This is a genomic window from Mycobacterium sp. SMC-4 (genome assembly GCF_025263265.1).
GTDB lineage: Bacteria > Actinomycetota > Actinomycetes > Mycobacteriales > Mycobacteriaceae > Mycobacterium.
Genome location: NZ_CP079869.1, coordinates 2,272,705 through 2,289,405, shown reverse-complemented (window position 1 = coordinate 2,289,405; position 16,701 = coordinate 2,272,705). Strand labels below are relative to the sequence as shown.

Genomic DNA, 16,701 nt, shown 5'->3' with positions numbered 1-16,701 from the left:
AGCGACAATGGATTTCACTTTTACCGACGAGCAGGAAACGGTAAGCAAGGTTGCCCGCCAATTGTTCGAGCACCGCGCCACACCCGAGCGTCTCACCGAACTCGAAGCCGGCGAGACCCGATACGACCCGGCGCTGTGGACCGAGCTGGCGAGCTCCGACCTGCTCGGCATCGCTCTGCCCGAATCGATCGGAGGCAGTGGTGGCGGATTCCTGGAACTCGGAGTACTGCTCAGCGAGGTCGGATGGAGCGTCGCACCGGTTCCGCTCTACGCCACGCTGGTGCTCGGCGCCGACACCATTGCCCGGCACGGTGACACCGGGATTCAGCAGCAGCTTCTCCCCGGTGTGATCGACGGCAGCATCATTCTCAGCGCTGCCTTGGCCGAACCGGGTAACTCCAACCCTGCCGCACCCCGCACCACGGCCCGACGCGATGGCGATGCCTGGCTTCTCGACGGTGTCAAGGAACTCGCACCCGCGGCACAGCTCGCCTCGGCACTCGTGGTGACTGCCACCGCGGAGGACGGCCCCGGCCTGTTCGTCGTCGACACACCCGCAGACGGCATCACCGTCGACCCGGTGCTCACGACCAACGGCGAGCCCTTCGCCGACGTCACACTGGCAGGTGCGTCAGCCCGGCGCCTCACCGAACACACCGACGGCGACATCGTCACTGCGCTGTACACCCGGGCCTTGGTAGGGCTCTGCGCGGTCCAGGTTGGCGTCACGGAGCGAGCATTGAAACTCGCCGCGTCCTACACCAGCGAGCGCGAGCAGTTCGGGAGACCGATCGGGTCCTTCCAAGCAGTGCAACAGCGGCTCGCCGATGCGTTCATCGACGTGCAGGCCATCCGGTGGACCACCTGGCATGCTGCCTGGCTGATCAGCGAAGGCCGAAACGCCGAGCGAGCAGCCAGCATCGCGAAGTTCTGGGCCGGGGAAGCCGGTGCACGCGTGGTCGCATCCGCACAACAAGTGCACGGCGGAATGGGCATCGATGTCACCTATCCCCTGCACCGTTATTTCCTGTGGGCCAAGCAGATCGAGCTCTCACTGGGATCACCGTCACAACATTTGGCCCGGCTGGGTGCCGGATATTCGGAAGGAATCAGCGAATGACCGCGACCATCGGCCGCACCACCACCTTGGCGTGGGACTCCATCTCCGTCGGCGACGACGTGACACCGATGGATGTCCCGGTCACCACCACGCTGATCGTCGCCGGAGCCATTGCCTCCCGCGACTACATGCCGGTCCACCATGATCGTGACTTCGCCAATTCGCAAGGCTCCAAGGACATCTTCCTGAACATCCTCACCACCAATGGCCTGTGTGTGAAGTTTCTGCATGACTGGGCCGGCCCGGAAGCCATGGTCAAGAAGCTCTCGATCCGCCTTGGCGTACCTGCCTATCCGAACGATCCGCTCCGGTTCGAAGGCAAGGTCACCGACAAGACTTCGACCGACAACGAAGGGCTGATCGAAGTGTCGTTCACCGGCACCAACAGCCTCGGCGCCCACGTCACCGGTACTGCGGTGCTCAGTTTGCTCGACGGCGCGGGCGCATGAGTCTCGGTGGCAAAGCCGCGCTGGCCGGCATCGGGCAGACCGAGTACTCCAAGGAGTCCGGTCGCACCGAGATGCAGCTGGCCTGCGAAGCGGTCAAGGCAGCGATTGCCGATGCCGGCTTGCGCCCCAGCGACATCGACGGGATGGTGACCTTCACCGTCGACGAGAACGAAGAGATCGAGGTGGCACGCAACGTCGGCATTCAGAATCTCTCGTTCTTCACCCGGGTACCGCACGGCGGAGGTGCTGCGGCCGGCACCGTCATGCAGGCAGCAATGGCGGTGGCAACGGGCGCCGCCGAAGCGGTGGTTTGTTACCGGGCCTTCAACGAACGATCCGGATTCCGATTCGGCGGCGCCGGCCGTCAGCCGGGCGTGACACCGCTGTGGATGGCGCCGTATGCACCGTTCGGGTTCATGACCCCGGCGGCGTGGGTTGCCCTGCACGCCCAGAGGTACATGACCGAGTACGGCGTCACCAACGCCGACTTCGGCAAGATCTCGGTCATCGACCGCAAGCATGCCGCGAACAACCCCGACGCCTGGTTCTACGGCAAACCGATCACCATCGAACAGCACCAGCAGTCGCGTTGGATCATCGAGCCCGTGCTGCGTCTGCTCGACTGCTGCCAGGAAAGTGACGGCGGCGTCGCGATGGTGGTGACGAGCGTCGAACGGGCTCGCGACCTACCCCATCCCCCAGCGGTGATCACCGCCGCGGCACAAGGTGCGGCCTACGACGGCGAGGTGATGACGAGCTACTACCGCGACGAGATCACCGGATTGCCCGAGATGGGCATCGTCGGCCACAAACTGTGGGGTGATTCTGGCCTGAAGCCCGACGACATCTCCACGGCTTTCCTCTATGACCACTTCACACCGTTTGTGTTCACCCAGCTCGAAGAGCTCGGCTTCTGCGGGCGGGGCGAAGCCAAGGACTTCGTGTCCGTCGAGGAACTTTCGCTGGGCGGCCGGATGCCGATCAACACCAACGGCGGCCTTCTGGGCGAGGCCTACATTCACGGGATGAACGGCATCACCGAAGGTGTTCGCCAGGTGCGCGGAACCTCCTACAACCAGGTCGACAACGTGGAGCATGTGCTGGTCACCTCGGGTACCGGCGTCCCGACGAGTGGGCTGATCCTGTCTCCGGACCGGTGACCAGCCCACCGGGGTCGTGACAGCACTATTGTCTGCACCAGACACATGCTGCGCCGACGCCCGGTGAGCAGAGAGGATTGAGGTCCTGGACATGACGCAGGCCACCGCCACGGACACCCGTGAGGCGATCATCGCCGCGGCTTTCGGCTGCTTCCGTACCCGAGGACTGCGCAGGACCACTGTCGTCGACATTGCACGCGCCGCCGATGTTTCGCGCAGCACGTTCTATGAGTATTTCCGTGACAAACCGACCATCGTCGAGGCCTGCGCTGAAGCCGCATCCCAGCGGTTCTACCGCAACATGGCCAAGGCCATCGACCGCGATGGCGGTAGCACGCTGGAGGACAAGCTCGTTCGAGCAGCCGTGTTCGTCACCCAGGCACGCCGGGTGGTCGAGCCCGAGGTGTACTTCGACGACGAGGAGGTCAACCTGATGTTGACCAAAAATGCCGCCTCGTTACTGCAGGAATGCACCGAGTTTCTCACTCCTTACGTGGCATCGGCCAGGATCACCGGCGAAGTTCGCAGCGATCTGGACGTCGCGGCGGCCGCAGAATGGTTCTCTCGCATGCTGTTCTCGCTCTTCACCACCCCTTCGCCGCGGGTAGACATGAAAGACGACTCCGCGGTCGCGGATTTTGTCCGCGCTTTCGTGGTCCAGGGATTCAGTGGTCCGCCCCGACGTAACTAGGTGCTGGCGACCAGCTGAATATAATCGTTCTCATTTGCGAAAATAACTATTATCATGGTCTGATGGCACCCCCAGCGTTGAACGAACATGGCCGGACACCACGCACCCGTGGGTACGGGCGGGGAACGCCATACCGTCTCTCGGTGCTGGCCACCGATGCGGCAGAAGTGGTGTCGGCCGCGGGCGGCCTGATCTACGACTCGGTGAGCACGGGCTGGCAGGTTGAGGTGCATCTGGAGCACAGCGGCGACACCCGCGCGCTGACAATTCTGGGCACGCGTAGTCATGATCTACCGAAAGTTGCCGACTACGAATCAGAGTGGCCCGACATCCTATTCTTGGCCGCCGCGTTGCTCGAGCGGCGACAACACGTCCGCCGGCTTGTCACCAGCCTCACGCGCCATCAGCGGACCGACGTTGCCGTCTGGGGCGCCAGCGCGTTGCCGCCCCAGCTTGGAATGTCTTCGAACTTCGACTACCGATTGAGCAATGCCGCAGTCGCTTTCAAGCGACAGGCCATGGCGGCGGCCGGATTGGCCGTCACCGGCGCCGGGGTCGAGACCTTTCGGTGTGGACAGCACCTGACGACTGCGGTGCCGCCTTTCGCGACGACAGCTTAACCGCGCAACTCAGCCGATCCGTCGCACCGGAACGCGCGAGTAGCCCGCGACGTTCGTCGTCGCCACCCGCTTCAAGGCGCCGCGATCCACCTCGAATTCCGGTAGCAGGTCCAGCAGCGCCCCGAGCGCGATGCGGCCCTCCATCCGAGCCAGTGCGGCTCCGAGACAGCTGTGCACGCCGTAGCCGAACGCCAGGTTGAATCCCATCTTGCGTTCCCGGTCGATGTCCAACCGGTCGGGTTCGGGAAATACCCGCTCGTCGCGAGTTGCAGCGCCGGTCACCAGAAGAACCGCCGCACCCTCGGGAATGGTCTGCCCGTGGTAGCTGACGTCTCGGGTGGCTGTTCGGACCTGATACTGCGAAGGCGCCTCGTAGCGCAGCAACTCCTCGATAGCAGCCGGGATTTTTGACCGGTCCGCCTTCAGCTTCTGCCATTGGTCCGGGAAGTCGGCGAACGCGACCATTGCATTGCCGATCAGCTTTGTCACCGTTTCGGCCCCGGCACCCCCGAGCATCGTGGCGAATCCCGTGATATCCACGTCGGTCAGCTTCTCCACCTGGCCATCGCGTTCGACCTCGGTCTCGATCAGGCGGCTGATCATGTCGTCGCGCGGCGCGGCTCGCCGTTGACGAACCAGGTCGTAGTAGTACAAGCCGGTCTTGACCGAGGCTTCGTATCCGGCTTTGGTCGTGGCGATCTCACCGGGGTGCCGTTCGATCAGCAGGTCCACCCAATGCCGGATCTGATCTCGATCCTCCTTGGGAACCCCGAGCATGGTCGTGATGATCTCGTTGGGAAACAGCGCAGAAAAATCCTCGACCACATCGAACGCGCTGGGATCAAGCGCATCAAGACGCTCGTAGATCTTCTCGCGCACCATGTCTTCGAGACCGGTGATCGCACGCGGAGTGAACACGGCGCTGACCAGCTTGCGCATCTTCTGATGCTCTGGAGGATCCATCGAGATGATGACCTTGGGCACCGGTATCGCGTCGTCATGCGCCTTCACCATGTCCAACGTGGCACCTTTGGCCGACGAGAACAGCTCGTGATCCTTGGTAGCCGGCGCGACATCCTCGTAGCGCGACAGTGCCCAGAAGTCCCACTTCTTGCTGTAGAAGATCGGTGCCTCGTTGCGCAGTCGACGGTAGGTGTCATACGCGCCGTTGAAGAAATCTGCCGAAAAAGGGTCGAAATCAACTGTGGTTTCGGAGGTTTCGATCGGCGTTGCGTTCACAAAATGGCTCCGCTTTCCTTGTACTTCTCGATCTCTTCCCATGCCAGACCGGCATCCATCAACACCTCTTCGGTGTGTTGCCCGTGCTCCGGCGCGCCTGGCGGTACCACGGCCTGCTCGTCGAACTGGACAGGGTTGGTCGGCAGGGCGTAAGGAACGCCGTTCATCGTGGCGGTCTGGGCGATGTAGCCGTTGGCCGTCACCGCCGGATCCGAGCACAGCTCGCCGGGTGTCTGAACGATGCCCCAGGCACCGGAGATCCCATCCAACGCCTGACGCCACTCGTCGAGGGTGCGCTGCGCAAAGGCCTGGTCGAGTAGCGCAATGAGCTCGACCCGGTTTGCGTAGCGCGGTGCCGGTTCGGCGAAGCGCACATCATCGATCAACTCGGAAAGGCCGATCGCACGCATGGTCTCCGCATAGAACTTGTCGAGTTGCAACATCATCAGCTGCACCCACCTGCCGTCTTTGGTTCGGTAGGTTCCGACCAGTGGATTGGGTGCATCCGCATGACCGTACTTGGGGATCGCGCCACCGCCGTGGATCTGACTCACAGCGACATCCGGGCTCAGATTCCAAGCGGCCAGGCCCAGCAGCGATACATCCACAACCGAGCCCTGCCCCGTCGTGGCCTTCTTGTAGAGCGCCGCTGCAATTCCACCAGCGATGGTCATCCCGCCGAGCAGATCTCCGAATGCCGGGCGAGAGCGAACCAGCTCGTCGGCCTCCTCGGTCAGCACCGTCGCGATTCCGCCACGCGCCCAATAGGAGACACCGTCATAGCCCGGTTTGTCGGCGTCTGGGCCCTGCGGGCCATGGCCAGAACCACGGACGTAGACGATGCTGGGGTTGACCGCCCTGATGTCGTCGACATCGATCCCCATCTTCTTGCGACGGCTGGGCAGGTAGCTGGTCAGAAACACATCACAGGACTTCGCCAGTTCGCGCACGACTTCTCGGCCGCCGGGGGTGCTCAGATCTACGCCGATCGACTTCTTTCCCCGGTTGGGGATCTCGATCATGTAGTTGACCGAACCACCGCCCTCGTCGACGATTCCCATCGTGACCAGTCCCCGTTGCGGGTCACCACCAACGCGCGGCTCGACCTTGATGACCTCCGCGCCCCACTCCGCCAGAACGGCTCCTGCCGACGGCACGAACGTCCATGCCGCGACTTCCAGCACGCGTACTCCGTTGAGCACTTTGTCGGTGGAAATGATGTCCTCCAGTCGTTGCGGTGGGTGGCTGCGCAACCGCGCCATTCGCGAGGCCGAGGCCAGCGATAACGGTGATTTCCATCTAAGAGAATGTCATCTACAGCCGGCTTTGTAAACCGGCGCGGACCCCGGCCGAAGCCCACGACCACCTCACGGCCGCGCGGAAAGCCGTCGCGGTTGATCGGGGTCGCCACCGGCCCAAAACGCTGACCACGAGGCCATTCGCGCAGGCATCGCCGCGTTGAGCTCGACGTCTGCCGGCCAGCGGATGAAGTCGGGCCCTGGGCGTTCCGTGACATCGACCGAGTACCAGGGATACTCCCGGCGGCGGACGAAAAACCACTCGCCGTCACGGCGCTCATAGACGTCGTCATAGCGCATGGTGATCACATACCATCCGTCACCTTCTTCGTGTTCGGCACGACAGTAGACCGACCCCGTCGCGTGATCGGCGTCGACGAAATCGAACTGATGGCCGCACACGAGATGGATGCTTCGGTAGAAGCGCCGCAGCACCCGGTCGTACCAGCGCTTCAGCGCCTCACGGCCGGCCCCGGCCGCACCTGCTTCAACATCGTCGACGAAGAGCCGCACCAGCGCATCGAGGTCACGTGCATCCAACGCCATCGCATAACGACTCGGAAGCTGGGCAAGGGCAAGTCCGGATTCGATCCGATCCAGCCGAGCAGTCAGACCGGTGGCGTCAGCAGAGCTCACACATCCATGATAAGGAAAATTCCAGACTGCGAGAACATAGATTCTCGATTTGGGTAGGGTCATCCTCATGCCGTTTCCCACCATCACCGCTACGGTTCCCGCGCTGGTGCGCTCGTCTGCTGCACGGTACGGGGACAGGCCGTTTCTCGTCGCGGACGGCCAAGTCATTTCCTATGCCGATCTTGACCGGCGGTCAGCACGGCTGGCGCTGAACTTGCTCGCGAAGGGCATTGGCAAGGGTGACCATGTGGGAATCTTGTTGCCCAACAGCGTCGACTGGGCGATCACCTGGTTCGCCGTGACCAGGATCGGGGCGGTCGCAGTCCCGCTCAATACGTTCTACAAGGCATCCGAGCTGGCCTGGACCACCCGCCATGCCGATCTGAGTGCGATCGTGGGGTGGCCGCGGTTCCGCAACCAGAACTTCGTCGACCTGATGGAACAGGCCTTTCCCGGTCTGGACGAGAATCGCCAGGCCGGTCAGATCGCGGTGAAGACGGCCCCCTACCTTCGGACTGTCGCGTTCCGGGGCGATGTCGACCGGCTCTGGGCGACCCGGATCTCCGATGACGAGATTCCCACGAGCGAGATCGACGAGGAATTCCTCGTCGCGGTCGAAACGTGTGTCACACCGGCCGACGACGCGATGATCATCTACACCTCGGGCAGCACCGGGGACCCCAAAGCTCCGGTGCACACGCACGGCGTTCTCGTGCGCCACACCCACAATCTGACCTTCTCCTACGATGTCGCCCGCGACGATGTGATGTTCACGTCCATGCCGTTTTTCTGGGTCGGCGGTCTCATCACCGGACTGCACGCCGTCATCCACCACGGTGCGATGTTGGTGACTCAACCGGCGTTCGATGCGGGTGAGGCACTTGAGCTCATCGAGCGGCACAGGGCGACAATCACGTTGGGCTGGCCCCAACAAGGCAAATCACTGGCCGAGCACCCAGACTTCGGCAGTCGGGACACCAGTTCGGTGCGTCGCACCAGTATGCCGGCGATGGTGACGTCCGAGCGCCGGCCCCAGGGCCCCAACGCCCTGGGCATGACCGAGCTGTGCGGTAACCACATCGGCGTCGACCCGTACATCCCCCAGCCGCCCGAGCGCACCGAGACAGGCGGCTGGACGATCGACGGACTCGAGCATCTCATCGTCGACCCCGATACCGGCTCACCGGTTCCTGCGGGGACCTCCGGTGAGATCTGGGTCCGTGGGCACTCGTTGATGCAACGTCTCTACAAACGCGAGCGTGAGGATGTCTTCACTGCTGACGGTTACTACCGGACCGGCGACTGCGGGATTCGGTTCGACGACGGGTGGATCACCTTCACCGGCCGTCTTGGCGACCTGATCAAGACCAGCGGCGGCACCAACGTCACACCGTCCGAAGTCGAGCTCGCACTGTGTGATTGTGAGGGCGTACTGGAGGCGTACGTCGTCGGAGCAGTTGACGGCGACCACGGTACGGTGGTGACCGCAGCGGTGGTCCCGCGCGGCGGTGCCGAACTGGATCCGGAAGCGCTGCGTGCCGACCTGCGGGGTCGGCTGTCGGCCTACAAGGTGCCCAAGCACATCTGGATCACCGACAAGCAGCAACTCCCCTTCACTGCGACCGGCAAAGTCAAGAAATCAGACCTGGCCCAACAGTTGAACGCCCGACTCGCGGGAACCTAGATCGCGAATCCGACAACCCGGTCACGCTGAATCGATCTCCAGCAGCGTCAACGGTAGGCCGAACAGGGGCTCCAGTTTCACCTCGGTGATCGCACCATCATCACCATCGACGCGTTGGCGGAAGTCGGCCTTCGTGCCGTGGCGGCATGCTGTGCGTTCTGCAGCGTCGCAGTCAGGCACGCGGACCACCACCGAGAACAGCCCGTCGCCGTTGCGAGTCAAGAATTCAGACGCAGTTCCGGGACCTTCCGGCGCACCGGGAAGTGGCGATATCAGTTCAAATCCACGGTCCCAGTCGAGCCTGATCGCCAGTCCCAGGTCGTCGTGATCGAACGCGTCGAAGCGAAACCCGAGCGCGGTCAGATACTCCGCTGCCGGATCCAGTCGTTCGAGCGCGATTGCGAAGACGACATGGTGAAGCATCGGCAGTCGCTCGGTCATGGGCGCACTCTAGGCAGTACCTACAATCCTTATTTCCATTTTGAGCAAACTGTAATTCTCACACGGTAGTTTCTCGGTGTGGCACTCGAACAGTTCCAGCTCGACGGGCAGGTCGCGGTCGTCACCGGCGCAGGACGCGGCGTCGGCGAAGGAATCGCCAAAGTACTGGCCGAAGCGGGCGCGACCGTTGTCGGCACCGCACGAACCTCCGCTGAGGTCGAAGAAACCATAGAGGACATCATCGCCGCCGGGGGGACGGGTCTGGCCATCACAGCGGATGCCCTCGCCCGCCAAGACAGCGAGCGTGTCGTCCGAACAGTCATCGATGAGTTCGGGCGTATCGACATCCTGGTCAACAACGTGGGATTCGCGACCTACGGCCCGTTCTTGAGCCTCACCGACGATAACCTGCGCGAGACCTTCGACTATTGCGTCACCTCGGCGTTCATCATGAGCCAGCTCGTTGTACCGCACATGCTCGACCTCGGCCGAGGTTCGATCGTCAACATATCCTCCGGTGCGGCGCGATTCGGCATCCGAGGACTCCTGCCTTACTCAGTGGCCAAGGGAGGACTCGAAGCGCTGACCCGCGCCATGGCGCAGGAGCTCGCACCCAAGATCCGGGTGAATGCCATCGCTTTGGGCGCGTTCATGACTGCCGGACTGCAGACCAGCTTCGACCTGATGCCGGGTTCGGAGGACACCCTCAAGGAGCTCACCCCGCTGCACCGGATCGGTGACGTCGCCGATCTCGGCCGATTGACCTTGTATCTCTGCACTCGAGATTGTTACGCCACCAACTCGACATTCATCGTCGACGGGGGCTTGCAGGGCCCCAACACATCACTGCCGATCCCCGATCTCTGAGCCCGTCCGGGCGAAAGGAATATCCATGACGTCAAATCCCTTGCGTGTCGCTGTCATCTCCACCGGCTGGATCAGCAGCGTGGCGATACGCGCCATTGTCCGGCGGGCGCACCTGCACCTCGTCGGGGTGTGGGTGCACAGTCCAGAAAAGACCGGACGCGACGCCGGCGAGATCGTCGGGATCGGCCCGATCGGTGTCACGACCACCAACGACCTTGATGACATCATCGCACTCAAACCCGATTGCGTCCTCTACGGTGCGGCAAGTCCTGAGATGGACGCCGCAGCCGTGCGCGACTACGTCCGACTTCTCGAAGGTGGACTCAACGTCGTCACGACCAATACTCCAGGAATGATGTTCCCGGACAAATGGATTCCCGAGCTCGCCGACAAGGTGCGCGAGGCCGCCCTGCGCGCCGGTGTCACGATCTACACCTCGGGGATTGAGCCCGGCTTCGCCGGCGACCAGTTCGCGGTGCTGCTGACCACGTTGTCGAACACCATTCGCACCATCCGCGCCCAGGAGATCTTCGACTATTCGGCCTACCCGAACCGCGACCTGATGGTGACCGCGATGGGGTTCGGCGAGCCACTGGAGTTCACACCCCTGCTCGAGCTCGAAGGAGCACAGCAGTTTGCCTGGGGGCCACCGATCGGCCTGGTGGCGAGTGCTCTCGGTGTGCAGCTCGACCGCATCGACGAGAAGTACGAACGCGTGCTCACCCCGCGTGACCTGCACGTCGCCTGCGGCACGATCCCGGCGGGGACGGTCGGGGCAGTGCGGGCCGAGACCACCGGCGTCGTCAACGGACAACCGGTGATCACCATCGAGCACATCAATCGGATGGCACCCGACCTGGCACCCGAGTGGGCGACTGCTCCCAACGGGACCTATCGCCTGATCATCGAAGGTGAGCCCCACATGCAGTGCGACCTTCGGCTGGGAACCGAGGATACGGCCGAGTCGGCGAACGCCAACGCCATGGAGGCCACTGCCATGCGCGTCGTGAATGCGATTCCGTACGTCGTCGATGCCGCACCCGGTATCGCCACGTCGCTGGACCTTCCGATCACCGCGCCGCGCAACGCAGTGGACCTGCACTAAACGGTGAACATCGGGCCCCGCGGCGCACCGCGAACCTCGTTACCGCCGTCGATTGCAAAACTCTGACCGGTCATCCAGCCCGACTCGGGACCCGCCAGGAAACGCACCGCGGGCGCGATGTCGTCGGCGACCCCGAGGCGACCCAACGGAACCCGCTCGAGAAAGGCGGTCGTCAATTCTTCGAGGTGGATGTAACCCTGGGTCGTCGCAGCTTCGGTCAACCCGGGCCGCACCGCATTGACCCGGATGCCTCGCGGACCCAGTTCCGATGCGGCCACCCGAATCATCATCTCCAACGCGGCCTTTCCCGCCGAGTAGTGGCCGAGGCCCTCCATCGGGATCTTGGCCGATGTCGACGAGATGAACACGATGGAACCGCCGTCGGACATCAACGGCGCCGAGTAGCGAAGCGCCAGGAAATTCGATCGCAGATTGCCCATCACAAAGTTGGTGAACGTCTCGAGGCTCTGTTCGACCAGTGGGCCCGTCCCTCCGCCGGCGACGGTGCCCAGCACGATGTTCAGTCGCCCGTACATGGCGAATGCTGACCGCGCTGCCGCTTCGACAGTGGTCTCGTCCTCCGGGTCCCCCTTGTGTAGCGCAATGTCTGCAGAAGGGGTTGCCTCGAGGATGGCCTCGCGAGTCGCGTCAAGTCGCCGCTGGGAGCGGCCCAACAGATAGAGCGATGCTCCGTCAGCCGCCAGCAGCTTGGCGCTGGCCTGCGCCATAGCGGCGGAAGCACCCAGGATAAAGGCGGTCTGGCCATTCAAGGTTCCCACTCCCCGGACGCTACCCTGAAACAGAAATGATAATTCTCTTATTTGATGAGAAGTCCTGCCGGTGCGATAGGTTTCACCTGTGCCAGATATGACCGGCAAGGTTGCGTTGATCACCGGAGCGGCCCGCGGGCAGGGCCGCGCGCATGCCATTCGCCTCAGCGCCGACGGAGCCGACGTCATTCTCGTCGACGTCGCCGGGCCGCTGCCACCCTGCGTGCCCTACGATTCGGCGACTACTGAGGATCTCGCCGAGACAGTCGCGGAGGTGGAGGGTAATGGTCGGCGGGCGGTGACCGCCATCGTCGACATCCGTGACTACGACGGGCTCTGCGCAGGCGTGGACGCCGCCGTCGCCGAACTCGGCCGGCTCGACGTGATTGTGGCCAATGCCGGCATCTGTGTGCCCGCACCGTGGGATCAGGTGACCCCGCGGGACTTTCGCGACGTCATCGACGTGAACTTGGTGGGGACGTGGAACACCGTGATGGCCGGCGCGCAGCACATCATCGCCGGGGAACGTGGCGGCTCGATCATCCTGATCGGCTCAGCAGCCGGCGTGACGATGGAACCTTTCATGATCGCCTACACCGCGAGCAAACATGCCGTCACCGGCCTGGCCCGTGGGTTCGCCGCAGAGCTCGGGCGACACCACATTCGGGTCAACAGTCTGCACCCGGGTTCGGTAGCGACACCGATGGGAAGCGGTCAGATGGTCGACGCGATGATGGCCGCTGCTCAGACGAATCCCACTTTGCGCCAGGGATTTACCAGGCAGATGCTTCCCGACGCCATCACCATGCCCGAGGATGTCGCCAACGCGGTCGCTTGGCTGGCCTCCGACGAGTCACGATTCGTCACCGCCGCAGAGATCTGTGTCGACGTGGGTGTGACCCGGGGTTGACTCACGGGTTCAACACATGGCCGGTATCCCGCTGCTCGCGGATCCGCACGAACTCGCGGAAGCCGACACGCGGGTACTCCGGCACAGGCTGAACCCCCCACTGGTCTCGGGCGGTCTGCTGACCGGCCGCCTCCGGCGCCCCGCCAAACGGCGGTCCGCTGATCGGATAGGGATGCGTGCACTCCAGGGTGTCGTCGGAGAAGCGCACCTTCATCAGTTCACTGCAGATCTCGTTCAGCGACAACGTCGGCCATCCGTACCACACCGCCAGCGCCGGCACCGTCAACGCTCCCTCGATCACCAGGCCGAAGAGACAGACGAACAGTCCACGCTTCAACCACTTGTGCATGCGCGCGAAGGGTGGTGTGGTGCCCTCGGGTAGCTGTTCGGGCTTCACGTCGTCCGAAGGAATGTGCTCACTCATGTCGATCGTCCCCTAGTCGGTGAAGATTTCCCGGTTGACGGTGTGCAGGTAGGGAATCGCCAAAAACGGAGTGATGTAGAAGATGTTGTAGAGCCACCATCCGATCACCGGGAAGGCCACTCCGGCATAACGAACGTCGGCGTACATGGTCATGTTGAGGATGTATCCCAGCCAGACGATGACACCGAACCAACACGTCACGATCAGCCACTGGTGACCCCATCGCTTCATCTGCAAGAATGCGATCGCGGCCGCGATCCGCATCGGGAACACCACCAGGATGCAGACGATGACCCAGGCCTTCTCACCGGGTGCTCCCGCCCCACCGATCCACAGCTCGTTGTAATGCCAGAAATAGCCGCCGTCGATCAGGTTGCCCCATGCGGTGAAGATCGTCCGAGTGATCAACGCGTGATTGGCAAACACGTCCAGTCCCCACCCGATGCTGTTGATGGCGGCATCGAGGATGATGACGTAGCCGATCAGCGTCACCATCATGGGACGCACTGATAGTCCCGCATGTTGGGCTCTGCGCAGCAGGACCAGACCGCGACAGAACACCGGCAGCCCGAGCGGGCCGAGTACCAGAGTCCCCATCAAGATCGTGCCGACGATGAGCCACCGGTCGGCAGCACGTTGCGCGCGCCGGCTTTCGTCGTAGTGCTCGTCGAGGTCGCTTGGTCGAGCCGGATCGCCGCCGGCGGAGGGTCGTCGTTGGACCCACGAGGGCATCTTCACCACACGTCCTACCAATCCTTGACCATGTACATCTGCAATTGGATGAGGAACATCGTGATCAGCGCCCCGTAGACGAAGATCTGAAACACGATGAGTGCGCGGCGGCGGCGCCGGTCTTGTTCGTTCACAGTCACATTCGCCCTCCGGTCGGCGCCGTTGTCGGCTTGGGAAGAAGAGTTGCTGCAGCCACCTCGATCAGACCGGTGGATATCACCCCATCGCTGCTCAGTGGCGCGAGGATGCAGGCCTGCGCAGCGTCGGTCTCGTGCATACCCGCGGCGATCAGATGCCCGGCGGACACCAGGGAGCGAGTGGACGGCGGCTCGAAATGGAAAGCCGATTCCGCGTTGCGGATGCTTGCGGCACAGCCGACGAGCCGCTCGGCGACCTCACGTGCAACACCGGTCTCGGCCACGACCAGTTCGGCTTCACGGTCGGCGGGCAGATAGGTCATCGCCACCGTCACAAATCGTTGACGGAAGGAAGGCTTGAGGTCTTTCAGGCTGCTGCGATACCCCGGATTGTATGAGCACACCAGCATGAAGCCGGCAGGCGCCACCACGACCTCGCCGGTGCGGTCCAGATACAGCGTCCTGCGGTAGTCGGTCAATGAGTGCAAGACAGCCAACGAGTCATGACGCGCCTCGACCACCTCATCGAGGTAGCAGATCGACCCTTCGCGGACCGCCCTGGTCAGCGGGCCGTCCTGCCAGATCACGTCTCCGCCGGCCACAATGAAACGGCCGACCAGATCCGCACTGGTCAGATCGTCGTGACAGCTGATCGTCACGACCGGACGATCAAGTGTCGCTCCCATGTGCTCGACGAGCCGCGTCTTACCGCAGCCGGTCGGCCCCGTCAGCATCACCGGGAGCCGACGGCTGAACGCCGCGGCGAATGCCGTCTTCTCCCCGCCGACAGGACGATAGTCAGACAGTCTGACGGCTTCTCCGTTGCGTTCGGTCATGACATCACCAGCTCGCGATGAACAGCCGCCAAGGCCGCGGGAAGCTGTTCGATTCGCTGAATCCGGCGAGACCTCTTGGGACCGAACACTTCAGGCAGCGGGTCGACCCGGACGGGTCCGACACCGAGGTAGTAGATCACAACCCCCGCCTGCGCAGCCTCTTGCACAGCGTGCGCGGCATCTGCCCAAGCATAGCGGCCCTCATAGCCCTCATCGGACAACAAACCGTCCCCGACCACGATGAGCAGACGGCGCTGTGCCGACTGAGCCAGCAGTCTGCTCGTGAGGTGGCGCAAAGGTGCACCCAGCCGGGTGTAACCAGCCGTCGCCAGACCGGAGGCCCCCGGCGCGACGAAGCGGGTCTCGGAAAAATCCTTGAGACAACGGACATCCACCCGGTGCCGGGTGTTACCGGAGAAGGCAAAAACAGCGTGCCGTTCCCGCGCGGCCGTCATCGCTTGGGACAGAGCGTCCGCGCAGGCCAGTTCCAGTGCAAAGATCTTGCCCTGATGCACCCCCAGCGAGGAGCTGCCGTCGAGCAACAGGGCGGTGGTTACGTCCCGAGCGGTCGGCTGCAGATCCTGGAACAGGCGCGGCGCCGTGCAGTGGCCGGTGAGTTGATCGATGCAATGGGACACGTATGCGTCGACGTCGAGGTCCGCACCGTCCTCGAGGCGACGGCGAACGGTCCGAACGGTCCGCTGTTCGAAATACCTACGCAGATCGGGTGATGCAGCAGCTGAGCTCGGCCCGGTCCGGGGATAGGGCCGTTCAAGAACGGCAACATGGTCGGGCAGGAATTGCCGGCTCCACATATTCCACTCCGGGTAAGGCACGCCGGCACGCCGGTTCGCCCGAACCTCGGGATCGTCGTCCTCTGGCCGACTCGGTGGTGGCAGGTTCGAGTTCGGCGTACCGCCGTCACCACCGACGGGAGTTCCGACGTGCCGGTAGGGATCCCTGCGCCGCGAGCTCCAGGGCATACGCCCGCGAACTCGACGCGCCAAACCCCGACCGGGGGCGGCTGCCGCCGCGCCGACGGGCAGCGTGCCCAGCACCGGGCTGTTCACCACCGCAGCGTTTCGTCTTGCGAGTTCGATGGCCTCAGTCACCATGGCGCGCGCATCCTCATGTGGATCGCAGAACTCCATTTCCGGTATCGCCCGCGAGATCTCCTCCCGCAGCCCGGGCCACCGGCCGACTACCCAACCGAGCGCCACCTTGCCTTCCACGTGAACGAGCGCACGTTGCTGCTTGGGCGTCAGATCTCCGAGAGCACACGCGGCCAGCGCATCCTTGGTCGGCGAGCACTGCAGAGCAACGCCGAGGGTGAGGGTTCGCAGACCCCACGTCGCCGGTGTCGGAAACGGCACATCCACCCGGCCGCGAGCCGGATCACAGCTGAACTGGCGACGCTCACCACTGACCAGGCGCGCTGTCTGCCGCCGCCCCTCCGAAAGAGCCAGGGCAGCCAGCGCGCAGACGCGCTCGGTCGACAGCGCATCCAACGTTGGCTCCGATGTCAGTGCTCGCATCGGCAGCTCAGAATGTGCCGATATTGCCGAGCAACCAATACCAAAAG

19 protein-coding genes are annotated in these 16,701 nt (G+C 63.5%); 9 read left to right on the top strand and 10 right to left on the bottom strand.

What is annotated here, in order from left to right:
- The first annotated feature begins 7 nt into the window (after positions 1 to 7).
- The 5 genes from KXD98_RS11140 to KXD98_RS11120 all read left to right on the top strand — a co-directional run bounded on the left by KXD98_RS11140 (position 8) and on the right by KXD98_RS11120 (position 4,040).
- On the top strand, positions 8 to 1,120 hold the full coding sequence (locus KXD98_RS11140) for an acyl-CoA dehydrogenase family protein (protein WP_260764395.1): 1,113 nt from the start codon (positions 8 to 10) through the stop codon (positions 1,118 to 1,120).
- On the top strand, positions 1,117 to 1,569 hold the full coding sequence (locus KXD98_RS11135) for a MaoC family dehydratase (RefSeq protein ID WP_260764394.1): 453 nt from the start codon (positions 1,117 to 1,119) through the stop codon (positions 1,567 to 1,569). Before KXD98_RS11140 ends, KXD98_RS11135 begins: the two co-directional genes overlap by 4 nt.
- Positions 1,566 to 2,729: a lipid-transfer protein gene (locus KXD98_RS11130; protein ID WP_260764393.1), complete on the top strand. Its 1,164-nt coding sequence runs from the start codon at positions 1,566 to 1,568 to the stop codon at positions 2,727 to 2,729. Before KXD98_RS11135 ends, KXD98_RS11130 begins: the two co-directional genes overlap by 4 nt.
- A 91-nt stretch (positions 2,730 to 2,820) precedes the next feature.
- The gene (locus tag KXD98_RS11125) at positions 2,821 to 3,420 is read left to right on the top strand and encodes a TetR/AcrR family transcriptional regulator (RefSeq protein WP_260764392.1); all 600 of its coding nucleotides are present in this window, start codon (positions 2,821 to 2,823) and stop codon (positions 3,418 to 3,420) included.
- Positions 3,421 to 3,563: 143 nt separating this feature from the next.
- Positions 3,564 to 4,040, top strand: coding sequence for a hypothetical protein (locus KXD98_RS11120; protein WP_260764391.1), 477 nt, complete (start codon positions 3,564 to 3,566; stop codon positions 4,038 to 4,040).
- Positions 4,041 to 4,049: 9 nt separating this feature from the next.
- Here the strand turns inward: KXD98_RS11120 and KXD98_RS11115 are convergent, their stop codons facing one another.
- From KXD98_RS11115 to KXD98_RS11105, 3 genes are all read right to left on the bottom strand, one after another.
- Positions 4,050 to 5,279 (bottom strand): cytochrome P450, encoded by a 1,230-nt coding sequence (locus KXD98_RS11115; RefSeq protein WP_260764390.1) that lies wholly within the window; start codon positions 5,277 to 5,279, stop codon positions 4,050 to 4,052.
- Positions 5,276 to 6,508 carry a CaiB/BaiF CoA-transferase family protein gene (locus KXD98_RS11110; RefSeq protein ID WP_260765132.1) on the bottom strand — a complete coding sequence of 411 codons (1,233 nt, stop codon included), beginning with the start codon at positions 6,506 to 6,508 and terminating at the stop codon, positions 5,276 to 5,278. Before KXD98_RS11110 ends, KXD98_RS11115 begins: the two co-directional genes overlap by 4 nt.
- A 138-nt stretch (positions 6,509 to 6,646) precedes the next feature.
- Positions 6,647 to 7,123, bottom strand: a complete 477-nt coding sequence (locus tag KXD98_RS11105) for a nuclear transport factor 2 family protein (protein ID WP_313901290.1) — start codon at positions 7,121 to 7,123, stop codon at positions 6,647 to 6,649.
- Between the two features lie 157 nt (positions 7,124 to 7,280).
- Here KXD98_RS11105 and KXD98_RS11100 point away from each other — a divergent pair, with 157 nt between their 5' ends.
- Positions 7,281 to 8,897, top strand: coding sequence for a class I adenylate-forming enzyme family protein (locus tag KXD98_RS11100; protein ID WP_260764388.1), 1,617 nt, complete (start codon positions 7,281 to 7,283; stop codon positions 8,895 to 8,897).
- A gap of 21 nt (positions 8,898 to 8,918) precedes the next feature.
- Here KXD98_RS11100 and KXD98_RS11095 read toward each other — a convergent pair whose 3' ends face one another.
- Positions 8,919 to 9,338 (bottom strand): VOC family protein, encoded by a 420-nt coding sequence (locus tag KXD98_RS11095; protein ID WP_260764387.1) that lies wholly within the window; start codon positions 9,336 to 9,338, stop codon positions 8,919 to 8,921.
- Between the two features lie 78 nt (positions 9,339 to 9,416).
- Between KXD98_RS11095 and KXD98_RS11090 the strand changes: the two genes are divergently transcribed.
- Together KXD98_RS11090 and KXD98_RS11085 are read left to right on the top strand one after the other, a co-directional pair.
- The gene (locus KXD98_RS11090; protein WP_260764386.1) at positions 9,417 to 10,205 is read left to right on the top strand and encodes an SDR family NAD(P)-dependent oxidoreductase; all 789 of its coding nucleotides are present in this window, start codon (positions 9,417 to 9,419) and stop codon (positions 10,203 to 10,205) included.
- Between the two features lie 70 nt (positions 10,206 to 10,275).
- Positions 10,276 to 11,310 (top strand): dihydrodipicolinate reductase, encoded by a 1,035-nt coding sequence (locus KXD98_RS11085; protein WP_260765131.1) that lies wholly within the window; start codon positions 10,276 to 10,278, stop codon positions 11,308 to 11,310.
- Here the strand turns inward: KXD98_RS11085 and KXD98_RS11080 are convergent.
- Positions 11,307 to 12,089, bottom strand: coding sequence for an SDR family NAD(P)-dependent oxidoreductase (locus tag KXD98_RS11080; RefSeq protein WP_260764385.1), 783 nt, complete (start codon positions 12,087 to 12,089; stop codon positions 11,307 to 11,309). The two genes, KXD98_RS11085 and KXD98_RS11080, sit on opposite strands and share 4 nt — an antisense overlap.
- An 88-nt stretch (positions 12,090 to 12,177) precedes the next feature.
- On the opposite strand from KXD98_RS11080, the gene KXD98_RS11075 reads away from it, so the two are divergent.
- Positions 12,178 to 12,990, top strand: a complete 813-nt coding sequence (locus tag KXD98_RS11075; RefSeq protein WP_260765130.1) for a mycofactocin-coupled SDR family oxidoreductase — start codon at positions 12,178 to 12,180, stop codon at positions 12,988 to 12,990.
- Between the two features lies 1 nt (position 12,991).
- Here KXD98_RS11075 and KXD98_RS11070 read toward each other — a convergent pair whose 3' ends face one another.
- From KXD98_RS11070 to KXD98_RS11050, 5 genes are read right to left on the bottom strand one after another with little or no spacing between them, the layout of a single operon-like run.
- Positions 12,992 to 13,414, bottom strand: coding sequence for a hypothetical protein (locus KXD98_RS11070; RefSeq protein ID WP_260764384.1), 423 nt, complete (start codon positions 13,412 to 13,414; stop codon positions 12,992 to 12,994).
- Positions 13,415 to 13,426: 12 nt separating this feature from the next.
- Positions 13,427 to 14,146 carry a hypothetical protein gene (locus KXD98_RS11065; RefSeq protein ID WP_260765129.1) on the bottom strand — a complete coding sequence of 240 codons (720 nt, stop codon included), beginning with the start codon at positions 14,144 to 14,146 and terminating at the stop codon, positions 13,427 to 13,429.
- A gap of 14 nt (positions 14,147 to 14,160) precedes the next feature.
- A complete protein-coding gene (locus KXD98_RS11060) occupies positions 14,161 to 14,286 on the bottom strand; it encodes a hypothetical protein (protein WP_260765513.1) in 126 nt (41 codons plus the stop codon).
- On the bottom strand, positions 14,283 to 15,119 hold the full coding sequence (locus KXD98_RS11055) for a CbbQ/NirQ/NorQ/GpvN family protein (protein WP_260764383.1): 837 nt from the start codon (positions 15,117 to 15,119) through the stop codon (positions 14,283 to 14,285). Before KXD98_RS11055 ends, KXD98_RS11060 begins: the two co-directional genes overlap by 4 nt.
- Complete coding sequence (locus tag KXD98_RS11050; RefSeq protein ID WP_260764382.1) at positions 15,116 to 16,654, bottom strand: nitric oxide reductase activation protein NorD; 1,539 nt, start codon at positions 16,652 to 16,654, stop codon at positions 15,116 to 15,118. Before KXD98_RS11050 ends, KXD98_RS11055 begins: the two co-directional genes overlap by 4 nt.
- Between the last annotated feature and the right edge of the window lie 47 nt (positions 16,655 to 16,701).